Consider the following 19,819-nt stretch of genomic DNA (forward strand, 5'->3'; position numbering starts at 1 on the left):
CATTATCCGTTCAATAGACGGATTTATTGTTATCGGTTGTGGTGGTTGCGTTGTGGGTAAACCGGGCCGCCAGCGCTTCTGCGCCGCGGGCCAGCAGGGTGGTATCGACGCCGACGGCGACGAACAGCGCGCCCAGTTCGAGATAGCGTTTCGCCAGCTGTTCATTGGCCATCAGGATCCCCGGCGCCTTGCCGGCCTGACGGATTTGCTGGATGGCATCTTCGATGGCGGCCTGCACTTCCGGGTGCTGCGGATTGCCGCCGTGGCCCATATCGGCGCTGAGATCCGCCGGGCCGATAAACACGCCGTCCACCCCGTCGACATCGAGGATCTGCGGCAGGTTTTTCAGCGCTTCGCGGGTCTCAATCTGTACCAGGACGCACATGGCGTCGTTGGCCCGGTGGATATAGTCCGGGACGCGATTCCAGCGCGAGGCGCGGGCCAGCGCGCTGCCGACGCCGCGGATGCCGGCTGGCGGATAGCGGGTGGCTCTGACCGCCAACCGCGCCTCTTCGGCATTCTGCACCATCGGCACCAGCAGGGTTTGCGCGCCGACATCCAGCAGCTGTTTGATCTGCACCGGATCGTTCCACGACGGACGCACCACCGGCTGGCTGGGGTAGGGCGCAATGGCCTGCAGCTGGGTCAGCACCGTTGGTACATTGTTGGGCGCGTGTTCGCCGTCGATCAGCAGCCAGTCGAAGCCCGCGCCGGCCAGCAGTTCGGCGCTGTAGCTGCTGCACAGTCCAAGCCACAGGCCGATTTGCGGACGGCCCGCTTTTAAGGCGTCTTTAAAGGCGTTATTCATGGTGTTTCTCCTAGACAAACCGGCAGCTGATGGCGCCCATGTTGCCGTAGTCGACGTGGAAGGTATCGCCCTTGCGCGCCGGGACCGGGCGGGTGAAGGAGCCGCCGAGGATAATCTGCCCGGCTTCGAGCTGGACATCGTACGGCGCCAGCTTGTTGGCCAGCCAGGCCACGCCGTTGGCCGGATGATTGAGTACGCCCGCGGCGACGCCGGTCTCTTCAATTACGCCGTTGCGATACAGCAGGGCGGAGATCCAGCGCAGGTCGAGCTCGTCCGGTTTAATCGGCCGGCCGCCGAGGATCACCCCGGCGTTGGCGGCGTTGTCGGAGATAGTGTCGAACACTTTGCGCGGACGCTGGGTTTCCGGGTCGATGTTGTGGCAGCGCGCGTCGATAAGCTCCAGCGCCGGGATAACGTAGTCGGTGGCGTTGTAGACATCAAACAGCGTGCAGTTCGGGCCGCGCAGCGGTTTGGCCAGCACGAAGGCCAGCTCGACTTCAATACGCGGCACGATAAAGCGGTCGGTGGGAATATCGCTGCCGTCGTGAAAGAACATATCGTCGAGCAGCGCGCCGTAGTCCGGCTCGCTGATCTGCGAGCTGGCCTGCATCGCTTTAGAGGTCAGGCCGATCTTGTGGCCTTTGAGCACGCGGCCTTCGGCGATCTTCATCTCGACCCACTCGCGCTGGACGGCGTAGGCGTCCTCAATGGTGATCGACGGATAATCCAGCGAGATCGCGCGGATCTGTTCACGCTGCTTTTCGGCCTGGTTCAGCCGCTGGGCAATCAGGGTACGGGTCTGTTTATCGAGCATAGAGATTCCTGTGGCATTGCATTGCCGGATGGCGCTTCGCTTATCCGGCCTACAAATTCATGGCCGTTGTAGGCCCGGTAAGCGCAGCGCCACCGGGCAATTTGCACATTATTTAAATAACGCGTGCACGTTGTTTTGTTTGTAGTTCAGCGTCGGTTCGAGCTCTTCCATGGCGAACGACAGCGCCAGATAGCGGCTCTCCATTAGCGTCGCGAAGTGGGATTTGATCAGCGCGAACAGCATATCTCCCACGTCCTGACGGCTCTCCAGGCTGCGCCCGGCGCCGATCTTCAGGGTCATATGCACGAAGGCGTAATCCTGCCTGCCGTCGGCCATCTGCCAGGTATCCAGCCAGTGGGCGCGGCTGCGGATCCCGCCGATCGGAAAGATGCCGGTGGCGGCCAGCGCCTCGTTGACTTTGGCGAACAGCCCAGGCAGATCGGCCTGCTCGCGGATGTTGTCGGTACATTCGGCGATAAAATGCGGCATGGGGCCCCCTTACGCCTGCGCTGGCAACGGGAACACGGCGTTAACCTGGCCGGTACCGGAGCTGGCGAATAGCTCGGTGATAAACTCCACTTTGCCGTCGTATTTATCCCAACCCAGCAGACCGAGCAGCATCACCGTGTCGTGCATGTTGCCTTCGCCGTAGCAGTAGTCGGCATACTCCGGCAGCATGGTGCAGAACTCTTTGAATTTGCCCTCGCGCCACAGCTTCACCACCCGCTCATCCATTTGATGGTCAAATTCGCGGGTGTAGCTGTTCATCCCCTCTTCGGCGCGCTGGTCGTCGATAAAGCGGTGCGACAGCGAACCGCTGGCCAGCACCGCCACGGTGCCGTCGTATTTCTCAATGGCTTTGAGGATCGCTTCGCCCAGCCTGCGGCTATCGGCAAAGTCGTGAACGGTACAGAAAGCAGAGATAGATACCACCTTGAAGTGCTTATCGCTGTTCATGTAGCGCATCGGCACCAGGGTGCCGTACTCCAGCTTCAGGCTGGGAATATTGTGCGCTTTGGCACGCACCCCGAGCTTCACCGCCTCGTCGGCGATAAGCTGGCCCAGCTCCGGGTTGCCGTCGTAGTCGTAGGTCATGTCGCGAATGAAATGCGGCAGTTCGTTACTGGTGTAGACGCCCTGAAAATGGTCGGCGCAGTTGATGTGGTAGGCGCTGTTGACCAGCCAGTGGGTATCGAACACGATGATGGTATCGACGCCCATTTCACGGCAGCGCTTGCCAATTTCTTTATGCCCGTCGATCGCGCCCTGACGGCAGCCGTGGTTTTTCCCCGGCAGCTCAGACAGATACATCGACGGCACGTGAGTGATTTTTGCTGCTAACGCTAACTTACCCATATCAGACTCCCCATTTCGGGATCGGATGGTCGCCCATCGAGATGCAGACGTTTTTCATTTCGGCGAACACTTCAAAGCTGTACTCGCCGCCTTCGCGGCCGGTGCCGGAGGCCTTCACGCCGCCGAACGGCTGACGCAGGTCGCGCACGTTCTGGGTGTTGACGAACACCATCCCGGCTTCAATACCGCGCGCCAGACGCAGCACTTTGCTGACGTCCTGGGTCCAGATATACGACGCCAGGCCGTATTCCACATCGTTCGCCAGGCGCAGCCCTTCCGCTTCGTCTTTGAACGGCAGCAGGCAGGCGACCGGGCCAAAAATCTCTTCCTGGGCGACGCGCATACGGTTGTCGACATCCGCCAGCACCGTCGGGCGCAGGAAGTTGCCGGCTTTCAGATGCGCCGGCAGGTCGGACGGTTTATCCGCGCCGCCGGCCAGCAGGGTGGCCCCCTCTTCGATGCCGAGGCGAATGTAGCCGGACACTTTCTCCCAGTGTTGCTGGCTAATCAGCGCGCCGACCTGGGTATTCGGATCGGTCGGATCGCCTACGCGCAGGCGATTGGCGCGCTCGGCGAAGCGTTTAACGAACTCGGGGTAGATACTCTGCTGAATAAAGATGCGCGAGCCGGCGGTGCAGCGTTCGCCGTTGATCGAGAAGATGGTGAACAGCGCGGCGTCAAGCGCGCGCTCGATATCGGCGTCTTCAAAAATCAGCACCGGCGATTTTCCGCCCAGCTCCATGGAGTACTTTTTCAGGCCGGCGTTTTTCATGATGTTGCGGCCGGTGGCGGTGCCGCCGGTGAAGGAGACGGCGCGCACATCATGATGGCGCACCAGCGCGTCGCCAGCGGTGGCGCCGTAGCCCTGCACCACGTTGAGCACGCCAGCCGGGATCCCGGCTTCCAGCGCCAGCTCGCCCAGACGATCGGCGGTCAGCGGCGACAGCTCGGACATTTTCAGCACCGCGGTATTCCCCAGCGCCAGGCACGGCGCCACCTTCCAGGTGGCGGTCATAAACGGCACGTTCCACGGCGACACCAGCGCGCAGACGCCAACCGGCTGCACGAGGGTGTAGTTCAGCATCTTGTCGTCGACCGGATAGGTCTTGCCGTTCATCTGCTGGCATACTTCGGCGAAAAATTCGAAATTGTGTGAGGCGCGCGGGATCAACACGTTTTTGGTCTGGTGGATCGGCAGGCCGGTATCGGCGGTTTCCATCGCCGCGATCTCCGGGACGTTCTGATCGATCAGATCCCCCAGGCGGCGCATCAGGCGCGCGCGCTCTTTCATCGGCAGGTTAGCCCACTTCGGGAAGGCCTCTTTCGCCGCCGCCACCGCCTGGTTTATTTCGGCTTCACCGCCGGAGGCGACTTCCGCCAGTACCTCGCCGGTGGCCGGGTTGGTGGTATGAAAATAGTCTGCGCCGGCAACGTTTTTACCGTTGATCCAATGGTTAATCTTTTTCATGACAGTGTCTCCTCATACGCTTGCTGGCTGATGATATGGTTGACCAGGCGGCCCACGCCCTCGACTTCAACGATCACCTCATCGCCCGGCACCACATCGGATAGCCCTTTCGGCGTGCCGGTGGCGATCATGTCGCCCGGTTGCAGGGTCATAAATTCGCTTAAATAAGCGATGAGGAACGGGATGCTGAAGATCAGATCGGCGGTGGTGCCCTGCTGGCGCAGTTCGCCGTTGACCCAGGTGCGTAGGGCCAGATTATGCGGATCCGGGATCGCCTCTTTGGCGACGATCCACGGGCCGATCGGCGTCAGGGTGTCGCGGCTTTTCACCCGCAGGTTCGGGCGGTAGTAGTTTTCCAGATAGTCGCGGATCGCGTAGTCGTTGCACAGGGTATAGCCAGCGACATAATCCATAGCCTCGGCTTCGCTGACGCGGCGCGCGGTTTTCCCAATCACCACCACCAGTTCGGCTTCGTAGTGCATGTATTCGACGTTATCCGGGCGTACCGACTGCTGCTGGTGGCCAGTAAAGGTGTTCGGCGCTTTGATAAACACCAACGGCTCGGTTGGCGGTTTAAATTCCAGCTCGCTGGCGTGATCGGCGTAATTCAGCCCCAGCGCGAACAGCGTGCCGTCGGCGGGCGGCAGCCAGCGGAATTCACCTTCTTTTAATACCGTGCCATCGTCCAGGCGCACCTGGTCGCGTTCATTGACCAGCACGTCGCGTACCTGTCCTTGCCATTCAATGCGTGCCTGTTTCATGCCAGCTCTCCTTCTGCGACAACCGGGTTTTCGAGCGCCGGGAAACCGTCGGCGAGAATACGTACCCGGTCGCCGGGGCGCAGCGTGACGCGGGAGTGGGGCGTGCCGATAAGGATCGCGTCGCCGGGATTGAGGGTGGCGAATTCGCTTAAGGCGCTCAGCAGCTGCGCGGCATTACGCTGCAGATCGCCGGTATGCCAGCTATCCGCCTCGCGGCCGTTGATTTCGGTGATGATGGTCAGATCGTCGACGTTGCGTACCGCCGATAGCGTGCCGATGGGGCAGAAGCCATCGCGGCACTTGGCTTTGATCGCCGGGCGATAAAAACTCTCTTCCGGCAGACTCACATCGTTAGCCAGCGCGTAGCCAGCGATATAGTTCGCCGCCTCTTCCGCCGCCACTTTACGCGCGGTTTTGCCGACAATCAGCGCCACCGTTGCGCCGCTTTGTACGGTCTCGCCCTGCGGATACGGGATCGCTTCGCCATCGCCAATTACGGTATTGCGCGGCTTGATAAACCAGACCGCGGTTTTCGGCGGCGTCTTGTAGGGGGCCTGTTGAAACGCCTCGCGCCAGGCGTCGAGCTGGCTGCGATGATTGAGCGCAACGGCGAAGATGGTACCTTTCATTCACCACTCCTCTGGGACAGATTTCGGTTCAAAGGGATTTCGTTAATATATTAATGATCATCTTTTATGCTTTGCGCTGAGGTTTAGCAACTGGAAGTGAATGTTTTGTGATCGGATTAACACAATATTTACATAGCAATTACTTATTTGTTGTAAATCAATAATTTGAATATTTTTCAGGAAAAGACTGGTACTTTTCAGGTGCAGAAACCGGTTGTACATGGCAGGATTAACGCTAATTATTAAGTTATTAATAAGTTTTTGGTGAGGCTGTTGAGGGGATACTATGCATGATTCATTAACCATTGCCTTGTTGCAGGCGCGTGAAGCGGCGATGGCCTACTTTCGACCGATCGTCAAACGGCACAATCTCACCGAACAGCAGTGGCGGATCGTGCGAATTCTCGCCGAACGTCCGTCGATGGACTTTCACGATCTGGCCTTTCGCGCCTGTATCCTGCGCCCCAGTCTGACCGGTATTTTGACGCGTATGGAGCGGGATGGGCTGGTGCTGCGCTTAAAGCCAGTTAACGATCAGCGCAAGCTGTACGTCTCGCTGACGCCTGCCGGAACTGCGCTGTACGAAAGCGCCCAGGCGGAGGTGGAAGAAACCTATCGCCTGCTGGAGGCCCAGTTCACCACGGAAAAGCTGCAGCAACTGACCTCCCTGCTGGAGGAGTTTATTGCGCTTGGCGTCCCTGCCGGGCGCGGCGATGAAGAAGAGTAGCGGTTACGGCTCGGCGCTCAGCCTGGCGAGGGCAATAAGCGTTTCCGCGCGGGCGGGGGACAGCGGCTCTCTCGGCTGCGGCAGCGGCCAGCCATACAGCCAGCAGGCGCTGGGTCAGTTTGGCCTGCAGCCAGTCGTCGGCGGCAGCCACGTCGCCGCAGCGCACATCTTCGCAACGGCACAGCAGGCTCTCCGGCGTCGCCGCGTTTTTCAACGACTCCGCCAGCCGGAAGGTGCGGTTGATGGCCGCGGCGAAGCGCTGCCAGCGCTGCAGCAGAGGATCAGTTTCTGCCAGTAAACCACGCCGCCGCCGTCGGCGGTTTCAAACAGCGCGTTGTGCACGGAGGGGCGGGCAATCAGCCGCGCGCCCTTCACCTTCCGGATGGCGGCGATGTCGTTGGGGATTTACTACTGGGGCGCGCGCAGCTGCCTGCCGCAGGCTAACTTTAGCGGAGACGAAGAAGAGTAAAGGAGAACAGTATGGAGTCGGTAACTCTATCGTTACCTGAAGCTTATGACCTGGCGCTGGAGGTACTCAGCGCCAATGGATTTAGCGCCGACCACGCGGCGGCGATTGCCCGCAATGTGACCGCCGGGGAGCGCGACGGCTGCGCTTCCCACGGCCTGTGGCGGCTGTTGGGCATTGTCGATACCCTGCGCAAAGGTAAGGTATCGCCCGATGCCGAGCCGCAGATCCATGACCAGGCGCCGGGGATTGCGCGGGCGGACGCCGGGGGCGCTTTTTCACTGCTGGCCTACGAGCGCGCGCTGCCGCTGCTGCTGGAGAAGGCGCGCCACAATGGCATTGCGGCGCTGGCAATTAATCGCTGCGTTCATTTTTCCGCGCTGTTTGCCGATATTGAGCCGTTGACCGAGGCAGGGCTGGTAGGGCTGGCCTGTACGCCAAGCCACGCCTGGGTCGCCCCGGCGGGCGGCACACGTCCGCTGTTCGGCACCAACCCCATCGCCTTCGGCTGGCCGCGGCAGGATAAGCCGCCGTTTATTGTTGATATGGCGACCAGCGCCGCGGCGCGCGGCGAGATCCAGCTGCATCAGCGCGCCGGCAAAGCGCTACCGGAAGGCTGGGGAATCGACAGTCAGGGACAGCCAACGACCGATGCCGCAGAGGTGCTGAACGGCGCGATGTTGACTTTCGGCGGCCATAAGGGCTCGGCGCTGGCGGCAATGGTTGAGCTGTTGGCCGGGCCGCTTATCGGCGATATGACCAGCGCCGAATCGCTGGCGTGGGATAACGGCGCGGGCGGTCTCCCCTACGGCGGCGAGCTGATTCTGGCGCTGGATCCGCAGCGTTTTCTCGGCGCGCAGGCACCAGAGCAGCTGGCGCGCGCCGAAACGCTGTTCATGGGGATGCAGGAACAAGGGGCGCGGCTGCCGGGCGAGCGGCGTTTTGCCTGCCGCCAGCAGAGTGAACGGCAGGGGGTCATTATCAGTCGTTCATTGCATGATGAGATTTGCGCCTTGCGCCAGGGCGGGTAAGGCGCGAAGCGCCGCTACCCGATACATCCCCCGGCTCGCGCTACGCTTAGCCGGGCTACCGAACGTCGCGGGTTGTGTAGCCCGGGTAAGGCGCGAAGCGCCGCTATCCGGATGCCTGTCAAAACAGCGTGTCGAGCTCGTCCAGCACGTTGTAGTCGTCATCGACCAGCAGCAACGTCTTCCACTTATCAAAGGTCAGACACGGGTGCGAGGTGCCGAACAGCAGAATATCGCCGACCTGCACATCGCTGCCCGGCGCCAGGCGCAGCATACAATGCTGATCCATGATGCCGGTGCTGACGATCGACTCCGCGCGCAGCGCTAACTGCTGGCCATTACGATAATGGGCGATCGGCTGCGGCAGCCCGGCGTCGAAAGCGCAGTCGCGCTTGCCGAAATTCACTACCGCGCGATCCGCCTCCGGCACCGATTGCACCATCGCCATCAGCTCCAGCGCTGAAGTGAGATCGCCGGCGAGATCGCAGGCAATCGGATCGCGGGCGATCAGCGCTTGCTGAGCGAGATCGTAGATCCCACGATCGTGGGTGATATAACAGCCAGGGCGAATAACGATACGGCAGCGGCGCGGTTTTGCCGCCGCCAGCCAGATATTGCATACCACGTCATACCAGACGGTGCCCGCGCCGGTGAGAATAAATTCGCCGTCAACCAGCGGCTCCATGCGGCAGGCAAGCGCCGCGGCCTGCTGTAACAGCGCTTCCACCTGCGGCTGCGGATCGTCGCCGTGCAGCACCCCTTCATACAATTCCAGTCCGCGTAGCCGTAACCCCGGCAGGTCGCTTACCCGCTGCGCCAGCGCCAGCGCGTCATCAACGCTACGACAGCCGCAGCGCCCGCCAGGCACGCCAAGTTCAATCAGCACATCCAGCGTTTGTCCCTGGTCTGCGAAGAATGTGGAGAGGGCGCGCACGTTGACCTCGCTATCGACGCAGCAGATAAAATCCACCGCCCGATAGTGGGCTTTTAGCTGCGCGACCACCTGCATATTGGCTTTGCCGACCAGCTGATTAACCATCAGGACGCGTTGGATGCCGCTGGCCATTGCCGCGCTAGCCTGCCAGACGCTGCCCACGCCGATCCCCCACGCCCCCGCTCGCTGCTGCGCCTGAAATATCCATGGCGTCATTGTCGTTTTACCATGCGGCGCCAGCGATACGCCGCGGGCGTCGGCGTAGCGCTGCATCCATGAAATATTATTTTCCAGCGCCGACTTTTTTAGCAGCGCGGCGGGTAGACAGACCTCTTCCGCCAGCAGATTAGCCGGCGCGGACATGAGGGCGGATTTGTGCGGGATGATCGGTGCTGAATGGTATTTCATAACACTATCCTTTCAGGGTTTATAATCGGTTAGTCGCTGGGTATCATTTATAACTATTTGATAAATATATTTTTAATATAAAAATGTTATTCGTTTTGAATAAAAGTATCACAAAACGATCTGAGTTTTGCGTAGTTTTCCACTGTTTTTTGCGCTTGTAAATGGTTAACTTATCGGCATGTCGAAAGGGAGTAATTGCTATGAAAGTTGACTGGCTTTTCAAAAACGTCACGGTGATCGACGGGAGCGGCGGGCCGCAATACCGTGCTGATGTGGCGGTGAAGGGCGATCGAATTATGGCTATCGCCCCGGCGCTGGACGTTGCGGCGGAGCAGGTGATTGATGGCCAGGGGCGGGTACTGGCGCCGGGCTTTATTGATGTGCATACCCATGATGATATCAACGTGATCCGCATGCCGGAGTACTTGCCGAAGCTCAGCCAGGGGGTGACGACGGTGATCGTCGGCAACTGCGGGATCAGTGCGGCGACCGCCACCATGCGGGGGGAAGTGCCGGACCCGATGAATCTCCTCGGCGAGCAGCAACACTTTATCTATCCCACCGTGGAGGCTTATGCCCATGCGGTGGAGGCGGCGCGACCGTCGCTGAACGTCGGCACGTTAATCGGTCACACCGCGCTGCGCAATAACCATATGGACGATCTGTTTCGTCCGGCGAACGAGACGGAAATCGCCGGCATGCGCGTACAGCTACGCGATGCGCTGCGCCAGGGAGCATTAGGGCTCAGTACCGGGCTGGCCTACGCCAGCGCCTTCCAGTCGACCACCGAGGAGGTGATGGCGCTGGCGGAAGAGCTGGCGGCCGGGAAGGGCGTCTATACCACCCATTTACGTTCAGAGTTTGAGCCGATTCTCGAGGCGCTGGACGAAGCCTTCCGTATTGGCCGTCACGGCAACGTGCCGGTGGTGGTTTCGCACCACAAGTGCGCCGGGGCAAAAAACTGGGGGCGTACCAAAGAGACGCTGGCGTTTTTCGATGAGATGCGCCAGCAGCAGGATATCGCCTGCGACTGTTATCCCTATTCAGCCAGCTCATCGACGCTGGATATGAAACAGGTGACCGACGAGTTTGATATCGTGATTACCTGGTCCGAAGCGCAGCCGGAGCAGGCGGGGAAAACGCTGCAGCAGATCGCCGATGAGTGGCAGGTGAGCCTGCACGACGCCGCGGCGCGGCTGATGCCGGCGGGCGCTATTTATCACAACATGGATGAGCAGGACGTACGGCGGGTGATGCGCTATCCGGTCACCATGATTGGCTCTGACGGGCTGCCGAACGATCCGATGCCGCATCCGCGCCTGTGGGGCGCCTTCCCGCGGGTGCTCGGCCACTATAGCCGCGACGAGCAGCTATTCCCGCTGACTACCGCGGTACACAAGATGACCGGGCTGTCGGCGGCGCGCTTCCAGCTGGCGGATCGCGGGCTGGTGAAAATTGGCTACTTTGCCGACCTGGTGCTGTTTGACCCGCAGACGGTGCGCGATGTCGCCAGTTTCTCCGACCCGAAACGACCGGCGGACGGCATTGAGGCGGTGATGGTCAACGGCGTGATGAGCTACGGCAGTGATAAGAAAATTACCGGACGGGCAGGGCGTTTCCTGCGTCGTCGGATGGACTAAGGAGTTGAGTATGAGTATCAAGCGTTATGGCGTAGAAGGTGGTACCGGTACCGGCGGGCAGCACCTGCCGTTCGCGCGGGCGGTGGAAGCGGGAGGCTGGCTGTACGTTTCCGGCCAGACGCCGATGAAAAATGGCGAAGTCGTGGAAGGCGGGATTGTCGACCAGTCGCGTCTGGCGATTCAGAACTGCGTAGATATCATGACCGAAGCGGGCTACACCCTGGCCGACGTGGTGCATGTTAAAGTGATCCTCACCGATGCGCGCTATTTTCAGTCGTTCAATAAGGTATTTCGCGAGTTCTTTGGCGACAACCCGCCTGCCCGCATCTGCTGCGTAGCGGACCTGGTGGTGGATTGTAAAGTCGAAGTGGATGTGACCTGTTTTAACGCTGCGCGACAATAACGCTCGAAACCTAAAATAAATCCCTCCCTTTGCGGGAGGGAGCATCAAAAAAGTGTGATATCGGCACCAGAGTGAATAAATAAATCGGTGCCACTGGGTTCGCTATGCCTTTTTTCAGGCATGGTTCCTGTTAACTCATAATATTCAGCGGCACGAATATTATTTATTACGTCTGGATGTGAGCCATGAATAATATGTCATTTATGATTTGGTTTTCCGTTTATGCCTGCGCGATGATTACCTTAGGCTGGTACGTTTCGCGCAAACAGAAAACCGGCGAAGACTTTTTACTTGGCGGTCGTTCGCTGCCGATGATCCTCACTCTCGGTTCGACGGTCGGCACCATGGTGGGGACCGGCTCCAGCGTCGGCGCCGTCGGCTTTGGCTACAGCAACGGCTGGGCCGGGATGCTTTACGGCCTCGGCGGCGCGGTGGGGATCCTGCTGGTGGCATGGTTATTTGCACCGGTACGTAAACTTCGCTTCATGACCATGAGTGAAGAAATGTCGTATTACACCGGCGGCAGTAAAATTATTAAAAACCTCGTCGCGATACTTATTTTTATTGCCTCTATCGGCTGGCTGGGGGCGCATATATTAGGCGGCGGATTATATCTGGCGTGGGCCAGCGGCATTGATATTAATGTCGCGAAAATTATTATCGCGCTGGCTTTTGTGGTTTATGTCGGTATCGGCGGCTATTCCGCGGTGGTGTGGATCGATACCATTCAATCGATCGTGCTGTTCGTGGGCTTTATTTTAATGGCGATACTGGCGGTTCATCACGTTGGCGGCTGGAGCCATATTCAGCAGGCCGTCGATCCGGCGGCGCAAAGCCTGTTCGCGGTCGATAAATTAGGCGTGCTGCCGGCGCTATCATTGGCGATGGTGATCGGCGTCGGCGTGCTGGCGACGCCTTCTTATCGCCAGCGTATTTACTCGGCGAAGACCGTCTCTTCGGTACGCCACTCTTTCACGATTACCGGCCTGCTGTATCTGGGATTCTCCTTCCTGCCGGCGATCATCGGTATGGCGGTATGGACCATGAACCCGCAGTTGGAGAACAGCGGCTTCGCCTTCTTGTTTGCCACCCAGGTGCTGCCGCCGGTGCTGGCGATGGCGATCCTGATTGCCGGCATGTCGGCCAATATGTCTTCCGGCAGCTCTGATGCCATCGCCGCGGTGTCCATTATGCTGCGCGACCTCTACACCCTGGTGACCGGCCATATGCCCGCGCCGGAGAAAGCGATTCGCCTGTCGCGGATCTTCCTGGTTCTGGTGATTGCGCTGGCGCTGCTGTTTGCCCTGACCTCCAACGACATCATCAGCTACATCACCAAAATGATCTCGATGATTATGTCCGGGATGTTTATCTGCACCATGCTTGGCCGTTTCTGGACACGCTTTAACTGGCAGGGCGCGGTCGCCGCGCTGGCCGGCGGCGCCGGGGCATCGGTTGCGGTGCTGGTGGATAGCGACTGGCTGGCGTTCTGGGGCAACCCGTGTATTCCGGCGGTGCTGACGAGCCTGGTGGCCTCGGTTGTGGTGACGTTACTGACCCCGGCAAGCAGCATGAGCCGCGAGCAGGCGCTGGAGATGATTACCCGCGAGCGTGAAAGCCGCCCAACGCCGCCGCCGCTGCCGATTGGCAAACGTCATACCTCACGCGGGTAAGGGGCAATCATGAACGAGTATATTGCCGTCGATTGGGGCTCCACCCAGCTGCGGGCATGGCGGATGCGTGATGGCGAATGCATCGACAAGCTGAAACTGCCCTGCGGCGTCACGCGTCTGAACGGGCAGCGCGCCGAAGCGGTATTTCAGCAGCAGCTGGCGCCGTGGCGCGGCGACCCCGCGCTGCCGGTGGTGATGGCGGGCATGATCGGCAGCGATGCCGGTTGGCAACCGGTGCCTTATCTGGCCTGCCCGCTGGCGCTGGAGGCACTCAACGGTCAGTTATATGAGGTGGCGGAAAAAGTGTGGATCGTGCCGGGGCTGAAAGTGGCGCAGGCTGCAGATTACGACGTAATGCGCGGTGAAGAAACGCAGCTGCTGGGCGCCTGGCAACTGATGCCCGCGGAGTGTTACGTGATGCCCGGCACCCACTGCAAATGGGTGCAGGTGCAAAACGGCGTGGTGCGCCAGTTCGCCACGGCGATGACCGGCGAACTGCATCACCTGCTGCTTAACCATTCGCTGCTCGGCCAGCAACTGCCTGCGCAGTTGCCGGATGAAGCCTCTTTCGCCCTCGGTATAGAAAAAGGGTTAAATCAGCCGGCGTTATTGTCCGGGCTTTTTAGCGCCCGCGCCGCGCGGGTGTTAGGCGCGCTGGCGGCGACTTCGGTGAGCGATTATCTCTCCGGGCTGTTGATTGGCGCGGAGGTGGCGACATTCAGCGAACGCTATCGCGCCAGCCGCGTGGTGCTGGTTGGTGAGCACTCGCTCAACGCCCGTTATCAGCAGGCGATGGCGGCGCGTGGGTTAGCCGTTTCCTGTTGCTCCGGCGAGGCGGCGTTTCTTTCGGGTATAGCGAGGATGATTGATGGACAAGATTAAGCTGGTGGCGATTTTACGCGGCATTCAACCCGCTGAGGCGGCAGATCATATTGAGACGCTAATAAATGCAGGCTTTCGCTATATCGAAATCCCGCTCAATTCGCCGGACTGGCAGCAAAGTATTCCGGCGATGGTGCGTCAGTTTGGCGAGCGGGCGATGATTGGCGCGGGAACGGTGCTGAAGGTTGAACAGGTTGATTTTCTCGCTGAAGCCGGGGCGAAACTTATCGTGACGCCCAATACGGCCCCGGCGGTGATCCGCCGCGCGGTAGATAAGGGGATGCTGGTGTGCGCCGGCTGCGCGACGGCCTCCGAGGCGTTTAGCGCGCTGGATGCCGGGGCGCAATGGCTGAAAATCTTTCCGTCATCAGCATTCGGCGCGGACTATATTCGCGCGCTGAAAGCGGTGTTGCCGCCGGAGGTTCCGGTGCTGGCGGTCGGCGGCGTGACGCCGGAAAGTCTGGCGACCTGGATACAGGCGGGGTGCGCCGGTGCCGGTCTGGGCAGCGATCTTTATCGCGCCGGACAGGCCGTGGAACGTACCCGCGAGCAGGCGGAGAGGTTTATCTCCGCCAGTAAAAGTTAGTCCCCCAGCGGCTGCCGATCGACGCCGCCGCGGTGGCTGTCGAGCGCCAGCTTAATACGGCGTAATTTGCCTTTTGCCTGGGGTTTGTTGGCCATCGCCAGTTCGGTGGCCAGCACATCGACCATCGCCAGCATCGCGTAACGGGAAGTGCTGGGCTTAAAGATATAGTCGTTTTCCCGTACCAGCAGCGGTAGCACCAGATCCGCCTGTTCAGCCAGCGGCGTTCCGGCGGGGGTAATCGCAATAACCTTCGCGCCGTACTGGCTGGCAATCGCCGCGCTCTCGATGATTTCCCGGGTATAGCCGCCCAGAGACAGCACGATCACCACATCCTGCGGCGTCACCGCCGAGCTCATCATGCGTACCAGCAGACCATCGCTCTGGCTGACTACCGGCAGACCGAGGCGAAACAGGCGATACTGAATTTCCTGAGCGCAGATGGTCGAACCGCCGCCCATCCCCAGGGCGAGGATCTGCCGCGCATCGCTCAGCCAGCTCACCGCGCGCTTCAGCGCCTCGATATCCAGCGCCCGCCGGTTGGTCTCCAGTACGCTGATGATTGACTCATAGATCCCCTGGACGCCTTCGAGATCCGGAACATCGAGGATAAACCGCTGGCCGACCGCAAGAGATTGCGCAAGCTTCATCTTCAGCTCGCGGACGTCTTTACAGCCGAGCGCCCGGGCAAAACGGGTGACCGAAGCCTGGCTGGTTTGCGTCAGACGCGCTATCTCGGCGATGGGCAGCTCCGCCGCCGCCGCGACATCATCGAGAATAAACTGCGCAATGCGTTTTTCGGTCGCCGTGAGTTCCACAAAGCGATCGGTTATGCAGGAAATAATATCGATTGACCAGGACATACGGTAACAACGGGTAAGTTTTGAATGGTACTTTGTACCATATTGCGCCGCTGAAATCAGTGCTGAAGTCTACAACGCCAGGCGCATGGCGCAGCGCGACTCGGGCGGCAGGCCGTGCCGGGTCTCCTGTTCCCTTTTTGCCGCCAGCCCGGCGGGCAGGGTCAGCTCATCGAGCATGGCGAATCCCAGACGGGTATAAAACGGCGCATTCCACGGCACCTCGCGGAAGGTGGTGAGGGTTACCGCCGGGTAGCCCATCTGCCGTGCGCTCTCAATAACCCGCTCCAGCAGCATCCGGCCGATGCCCTGTTGCTGCCAGGCCTGGTGGACGGCGACTTCGACGATAAATAACGCATCGTCGAGCGGTTCGGTCAGAATAAAGCCAACGGGTTGCCCGGCGGCTACCGCCAGCAGGCTATGCTCCGTTTCCAGATAATCATGATGGCGCGCAACGCTAATCACCTCGCTGTCCGCCAGCCAGGCGAGAGAAGGGATCTGGCGAAATGCCTGGGCGGCAGAACGTTCAATGGCGGGCAGAAGGGCGATATCGCTCTCCTGAGTCAGGCGTAATACGGCACCGGCAGTTATAGTGTTAGTTTTCATCACCTCAGCATAGCAGCCTTCGGGAGAAAAGTATGGAGCTGACCGCCGTTCCCGCCACGCAGTTCAGCAGCGTGCAGTTAACGGATATTCTCAACGCCTGTTTTGAAGCCTACCTGGTGCCTGTTACCCAGTCGGTAGAGGGATTTGTTCAGCGTTTTAGCGCCGAGGGGATGAGCCTGGTCGATTCCCGCGTCTGGCTGGCCGGAGATGAACCGGCGGCGATCGCGATCGTCGCGCGCCGGGGGAGTGCCGCTCGCCTGGCGGCCTTTGCCCTGCGCCCGGCCTGGCGCGGCAAAGGCCTGGGCCGGAAACTGATGCAGGAGCTGCTGATGCTTTTGCAACAGCAGGGGATCGAGACGGTATTCCTGGAGGTGATCCGCGATAACCATGCGGCCGTCGCGCTGTATCAGTCGCTGGGCTTTACGCGACGCTATGGGCTCTGCGGCTACCTGAGTACAGAACTTCTGCCCCCGGTGCCGGGCGTATTGCAGCTTTATCCCACCCTGTCCCTGCTTCGGCGCGCCATTGAGGAGAGTAACAGCCAGCTTCCCTGGCTGCTGGATCCGCTTACCTTCGCCACTCTGCCATGTCAGGTCGTGACGCTGGAACATCGCGCCTTCGCGGTTCTAACGACGGCGGGCTCGCGCCCTGTACTGTCGTTTTTGTGGGTGGAGCCCGCCGCCCGCCGCCAGGGGCTGGCGCGTGAGCTGCTGATGGCGCTGGCGCAGCAGTTCCCGGGCATTGGTACTTCGGTGACGGTCCCGGAAACTTTTACGCCGCTGTTTGCCGCGGCCGGATATACGCCGCTCTCGCTGCAGCAGTATGAAATGACGATGGATCTGGCCGACGCGTAGTCGGCTTAGCCAGGAGTGTGCGCTGGACCGCAAAAAACAGCATGGGCCGTCGATAAGCCTCTCTTTTCCCGCATCATATCCCTTCGTAATGGCGAAGAGGGGGATGCGATGCGTAAAACGGAACTGTTGGCTTTTTTGCAAAATCAGACCGATTTTTTCGATCCGGATAACCTGAGCGAGGTCTTTACCGCCAGCTGGCTGGCCCGGCGTTTCGCGATGCAAAGAAATACCGCCAGCCATTATCTCAATCAGCTGGTCGCTCAGGACGTGCTGGTGAAAATCAACACCCGGCCGGTCTATTTTCTGCATAAAAAAGCCTTTTGCCAGCAGTTCTACCCGCTTTCCCGCAGTGAGTATGCCAGCATGGCGGAGTTACTCGCGGAGAGCGACCGCCAGCCGGAGCAGGCGGACCATTTTTCGTTGCTGACCGGGCATGACGGCAGCCTGCGTAAACCGATTGAGCAGATGAAAACCGCGCTGTTTTATCCTAACGGCGGGCTACCGCTGCTGATCACCGGCGACAGCGGGACCGGCAAAAGCTATATGGCTGAGCTGATGCATGAGTTTGCCATCGCCCAGGGGCTGCTGGCGCCCGATGCCCCCTTTGTGAGCTTTAACTGCGCGCAGTATGCGAGTAATCCGGAGCTGCTGGCCGCCAACCTGTTTGGCTACGTCAAAGGCGCGTTTACCGGTGCGCAGAGCGATAAAGCGGGGGCGTTTGAGGCGGCAAACGGCGGGATGCTGTTTCTCGATGAGGTCCATCGCCTGGATGCTCAGGGACAGGAGAAGCTGTTCACCTGGCTGGATCGTAAGGAGATCTACCGGGTGGGGGATACCGCGCAAGGCTTGCCGATTTCGCTGCGGTTGGTGTTTGCCACCACCGAAGATATTCACAGCACTTTTCTCACCACCTTCCTGCGCCGAATTCCGATCCTTGTTAGCTTGCCCGATCTTCAACACCGTAGCCGCGAGGAGAAGGAGGCGCTAACGCTACAGTTTTTCTGGCAGGAGGCGCGCACGCTTGCCGCCCGGCTGCAACTAACGCCGCGATTGTTGCAGGTCCTGACGCAGTATGTTTATCGGGGCAACGTCGGCGAGCTGAAGAATGTGGTGAAGTACGCCGTGGCGTCAGCCTGGGCCAGGTCTCCGGGTCGCGAAATGCTGACCGTGACGCTGCACGATCTGCCGGAAAATGTCATGGCCGCGACGCCAGCGCTCAGCGAAGCGATGGGCCAGCAGGAGCCGCTGCTTATCGAGCCGCAGACCAGCCTGGTCTGGCTGCTGCGCGCGCGCGACCCGGTACAGGGGCTGATCTATGACGTTCAGTGTCGGGTTCTGGCGCAGTATGAAGCGGTGCTGAATAAAAAAACGGTCTGGGAAGAGGCGCAAAGGAGCATGGGGGAAGAGATTGAAACCCTCTTCGATCGGTTGATCTTTGATAATCATGACTCCAGTAGCTCGCAGATGCTGCTGCTGATCGCTCATCAGGTTCGGGAGGAGTATTATCGCCTGGAAAAGCGCTTCAATATCCAGTTTAACGGCAACTGCCTCTACGCGCTGAGCCACTACCTGATCCACCGATCCCGACAGCCGCAGTCCACGATAAACAATGAAAAAGCCCGCCAGCTGGAGGACTTCCTGGTACAGAAGTTTCCGCTGCTGTATCGCTTTTGCGAAGCGATCCTCGGTGCGTTGACGCTGAAGCTGGATATTGAACCCCAGCGTATCGACCTGCTGCTGTTAGTGCTGTGGTTCCACAAGAATGGTGCCATCAGCCAGCAGCAGGTGACCCGGGCGATAATTCTCGCTCACGGTTACGCTACCGCCAGCAGCATCGCCAACGTGGCGAACCGCTTGCTGAAAAGCCAGCTCTTTGAGTCATTCGATATGCCGCTGGACGTGACGCCGGAGGCTATCGCTAACCAGGTGATGGCCTACATAGAGAGCCATGCCCTGGCATCAGGATTGATAATCCTGGTCGACATGGGATCGCTGAACGCCATTCACCGCCATTTTAATCGTCGCCTGAGTACGCCGATGGCGATCATCAACAATGTCTCCACCGGTATGGCGATGTACGTCGGGGAGCGCATTTTGCAGGGCGTTATGCTGGAAGATATCGTACGCGAGATCGGCGATGACCTTGCGGTTGAGCACCAGCTCTATTACCCGCAAACCGATAAGCCGCGGGCGATTTTAACCACCTGCGCGACCGGTCTGGGCGCGGCGGCGAATCTGTCGGCGCTGTTAAAAGCCAGCATTCCTGAAGCGCTTGGCATTGATATTGTGGCCTGCGATGTGGAGACCCTTGCCGATCCCGCGCGACGGGAGCCGATGCTAAGCCGCTATGAGGTGCTGGCGATCGTCGGCACCCTGGATCCGCATCTTGCCGATCTACCATGGATCTCGCTGGATTCGCTGATCTCTGGCGAAGGGAGTCGTCCGCTGATGCGCATTTTTGGCGAACTGGCGACGGCGGAGCAGGTCAGCGAGATCAACAACCTGATCCTGAAAAACTTTTCGCTGCGCCGGGTGATCGAGTCGGTGACGATCCTCGATACGGCTAAGGTGATCAACCAGGTTGAGCAGTTTTTGCTGCGCTATGAGCATCTGGCCGGGCGCGATGTACCTAACGATCGTAAGGTCGCGCTGTATGTGCATATCAGCTGTCTGATAGAGCGATTAATTCGTCACGCTTCCCCAGCCCAATACACTGGAGGGCAGTGTCCGGATCGCGAGCTGGCTACGCTACGCGAGGCCTTTAGTGTCATAGAGAGCGGGTATAGTGTCAAAATTCCCGTTGTAGAGCTCTGCTACATTCACGATATCCTGACGCGGGAAACGGAATTTATTCAGGAAGATCAAGACTTTTAACACATCTCTTCTTTTTATCCTTGCGTTAGCCGACGCGCCACTGTT

Annotated in this window: 21 protein-coding genes and 1 pseudogene; 9 read left to right on the forward strand and 13 right to left on the reverse strand. The window is 59.7% G+C overall.

Annotation, left to right across the window (positions count from 1 at the left end; translation table 11 throughout):
- Positions 1–10: 10 nt before the first annotated feature.
- The 8 genes from hpaI to KHQ26_RS09085 form a co-directional block, all read right to left on the reverse strand.
- A complete protein-coding gene (gene hpaI, locus KHQ26_RS09050) occupies positions 11–808 on the reverse strand; it encodes a 4-hydroxy-2-oxoheptanedioate aldolase (protein WP_002887479.1) in 798 nt (265 codons plus the stop codon).
- Between the two features lie 10 nt (positions 809–818).
- On the reverse strand, positions 819–1,622 hold the full coding sequence (hpaH, locus tag KHQ26_RS09055) for a 2-oxo-hept-4-ene-1,7-dioate hydratase (protein ID WP_002887487.1): 804 nt from the start codon (positions 1,620–1,622) through the stop codon (positions 819–821).
- A 108-nt stretch (positions 1,623–1,730) separates the two neighbouring features.
- Positions 1,731–2,111, reverse strand: coding sequence for a 5-carboxymethyl-2-hydroxymuconate Delta-isomerase (locus KHQ26_RS09060; protein ID WP_020805209.1), 381 nt, complete (start codon positions 2,109–2,111; stop codon positions 1,731–1,733).
- Positions 2,112–2,120: 9 nt separating this feature from the next.
- Positions 2,121–2,978, reverse strand: coding sequence for a 3,4-dihydroxyphenylacetate 2,3-dioxygenase (gene hpaD, locus KHQ26_RS09065; RefSeq protein ID WP_002887492.1), 858 nt, complete (start codon positions 2,976–2,978; stop codon positions 2,121–2,123).
- Position 2,979: 1 nt separating this feature from the next.
- Complete coding sequence (gene hpaE, locus KHQ26_RS09070; RefSeq protein WP_002887494.1) at positions 2,980–4,446, reverse strand: 5-carboxymethyl-2-hydroxymuconate semialdehyde dehydrogenase; 1,467 nt, start codon at positions 4,444–4,446, stop codon at positions 2,980–2,982.
- On the reverse strand, positions 4,443–5,207 hold the full coding sequence (locus KHQ26_RS09075; RefSeq protein ID WP_004146933.1) for a fumarylacetoacetate hydrolase family protein: 765 nt from the start codon (positions 5,205–5,207) through the stop codon (positions 4,443–4,445). The genes hpaE and KHQ26_RS09075 overlap by 4 nt, the downstream gene beginning before the upstream one ends.
- Positions 5,204–5,836, reverse strand: a complete 633-nt coding sequence (locus KHQ26_RS09080) for a fumarylacetoacetate hydrolase family protein (protein WP_004146085.1) — start codon at positions 5,834–5,836, stop codon at positions 5,204–5,206. Before KHQ26_RS09080 ends, KHQ26_RS09075 begins: the two co-directional genes overlap by 4 nt.
- Positions 5,837–5,893: 57 nt before the next feature.
- On the reverse strand, positions 5,894–6,058 hold the full coding sequence (locus KHQ26_RS09085; RefSeq protein ID WP_020805208.1) for a hypothetical protein: 165 nt from the start codon (positions 6,056–6,058) through the stop codon (positions 5,894–5,896).
- Positions 6,059–6,122: 64 nt separating this feature from the next.
- On the opposite strand from KHQ26_RS09085, the gene hpaR reads away from it, so the two are divergent.
- The gene (hpaR, locus tag KHQ26_RS09090; protein WP_002887503.1) at positions 6,123–6,563 is read left to right on the forward strand and encodes a homoprotocatechuate degradation operon regulator HpaR; all 441 of its coding nucleotides are present in this window, start codon (positions 6,123–6,125) and stop codon (positions 6,561–6,563) included.
- Positions 6,564–6,566: 3 nt separating this feature from the next.
- Here the strand turns inward: hpaR and KHQ26_RS26025 are convergent.
- Positions 6,567–6,831 (reverse strand): annotated as a pseudogene (locus KHQ26_RS26025) (FAD/NAD(P)-binding oxidoreductase); the annotation flags it as partial.
- A 212-nt stretch (positions 6,832–7,043) separates the two neighbouring features.
- On the opposite strand from KHQ26_RS26025, the gene KHQ26_RS09100 reads away from it, so the two are divergent.
- Entirely contained in the window at positions 7,044–8,060 is a 1,017-nt protein-coding gene (locus tag KHQ26_RS09100) for an Ldh family oxidoreductase (RefSeq protein ID WP_009485353.1), read from the forward strand.
- A 118-nt stretch (positions 8,061–8,178) separates the two neighbouring features.
- Here the strand turns inward: KHQ26_RS09100 and KHQ26_RS09105 are convergent, their stop codons facing one another.
- Together KHQ26_RS09105 and KHQ26_RS09110 are read right to left on the reverse strand one after the other, a co-directional pair.
- A complete protein-coding gene (locus KHQ26_RS09105; RefSeq protein ID WP_029496943.1) occupies positions 8,179–9,399 on the reverse strand; it encodes an amino acid deaminase in 1,221 nt (406 codons plus the stop codon).
- Positions 9,400–9,442: 43 nt separating this feature from the next.
- Positions 9,443–9,622, reverse strand: a complete 180-nt coding sequence (locus KHQ26_RS09110; protein ID WP_009485350.1) for a hypothetical protein — start codon at positions 9,620–9,622, stop codon at positions 9,443–9,445.
- Between KHQ26_RS09110 and KHQ26_RS09115 the strand changes: the two genes are divergently transcribed.
- The 5 genes from KHQ26_RS09115 (at position 9,600) to KHQ26_RS09135 (ending at position 14,583) form a co-directional block, all read left to right on the forward strand.
- Positions 9,600–11,039 (forward strand): N-acyl-D-amino-acid deacylase family protein, encoded by a 1,440-nt coding sequence (locus tag KHQ26_RS09115; protein ID WP_002887553.1) that lies wholly within the window; start codon positions 9,600–9,602, stop codon positions 11,037–11,039. The genes KHQ26_RS09110 and KHQ26_RS09115 overlap by 23 nt on opposite strands.
- 10 nt (positions 11,040–11,049) lie before the next feature.
- The gene (locus tag KHQ26_RS09120) at positions 11,050–11,442 is read left to right on the forward strand and encodes a RidA family protein (protein ID WP_002887555.1); all 393 of its coding nucleotides are present in this window, start codon (positions 11,050–11,052) and stop codon (positions 11,440–11,442) included.
- A 185-nt stretch (positions 11,443–11,627) separates the two neighbouring features.
- Positions 11,628–13,115 carry a sodium:solute symporter family protein gene (locus KHQ26_RS09125; RefSeq protein WP_004182852.1) on the forward strand — a complete coding sequence of 496 codons (1,488 nt, stop codon included), beginning with the start codon at positions 11,628–11,630 and terminating at the stop codon, positions 13,113–13,115.
- Between the two features lie 9 nt (positions 13,116–13,124).
- The gene (locus KHQ26_RS09130) at positions 13,125–13,997 is read left to right on the forward strand and encodes a 2-dehydro-3-deoxygalactonokinase (protein ID WP_020805197.1); all 873 of its coding nucleotides are present in this window, start codon (positions 13,125–13,127) and stop codon (positions 13,995–13,997) included.
- Positions 13,984–14,583, forward strand: a complete 600-nt coding sequence (locus KHQ26_RS09135) for a 2-dehydro-3-deoxy-6-phosphogalactonate aldolase (RefSeq protein WP_004178521.1) — start codon at positions 13,984–13,986, stop codon at positions 14,581–14,583. Before KHQ26_RS09130 ends, KHQ26_RS09135 begins: the two co-directional genes overlap by 14 nt.
- On the opposite strand, the gene KHQ26_RS09140 is transcribed toward KHQ26_RS09135, so the two are convergent.
- Positions 14,580–15,443 (reverse strand): MurR/RpiR family transcriptional regulator, encoded by an 864-nt coding sequence (locus KHQ26_RS09140; protein WP_002887559.1) that lies wholly within the window; start codon positions 15,441–15,443, stop codon positions 14,580–14,582. The two genes, KHQ26_RS09135 and KHQ26_RS09140, sit on opposite strands and share 4 nt — an antisense overlap.
- Positions 15,444–15,512: 69 nt before the next feature.
- Positions 15,513–16,046 carry a GNAT family N-acetyltransferase gene (locus tag KHQ26_RS09145; protein ID WP_002887560.1) on the reverse strand — a complete coding sequence of 178 codons (534 nt, stop codon included), beginning with the start codon at positions 16,044–16,046 and terminating at the stop codon, positions 15,513–15,515.
- Between the two features lie 32 nt (positions 16,047–16,078).
- On the opposite strand from KHQ26_RS09145, the gene KHQ26_RS09150 reads away from it, so the two are divergent.
- Both KHQ26_RS09150 and KHQ26_RS09155 read left to right on the forward strand, forming a co-directional pair.
- On the forward strand, positions 16,079–16,900 hold the full coding sequence (locus tag KHQ26_RS09150; protein WP_020805211.1) for a GNAT family N-acetyltransferase: 822 nt from the start codon (positions 16,079–16,081) through the stop codon (positions 16,898–16,900).
- Between the two features lie 108 nt (positions 16,901–17,008).
- On the forward strand, positions 17,009–19,774 hold the full coding sequence (locus KHQ26_RS09155) for a sigma 54-interacting transcriptional regulator (RefSeq protein ID WP_020805205.1): 2,766 nt from the start codon (positions 17,009–17,011) through the stop codon (positions 19,772–19,774).
- Positions 19,775–19,819 lie beyond the last annotated feature (45 nt).

The sequence above is a fragment of the Klebsiella sp. 10 genome (assembly GCF_018223925.1).
GTDB lineage: Bacteria > Pseudomonadota > Gammaproteobacteria > Enterobacterales > Enterobacteriaceae > Klebsiella > Klebsiella pneumoniae.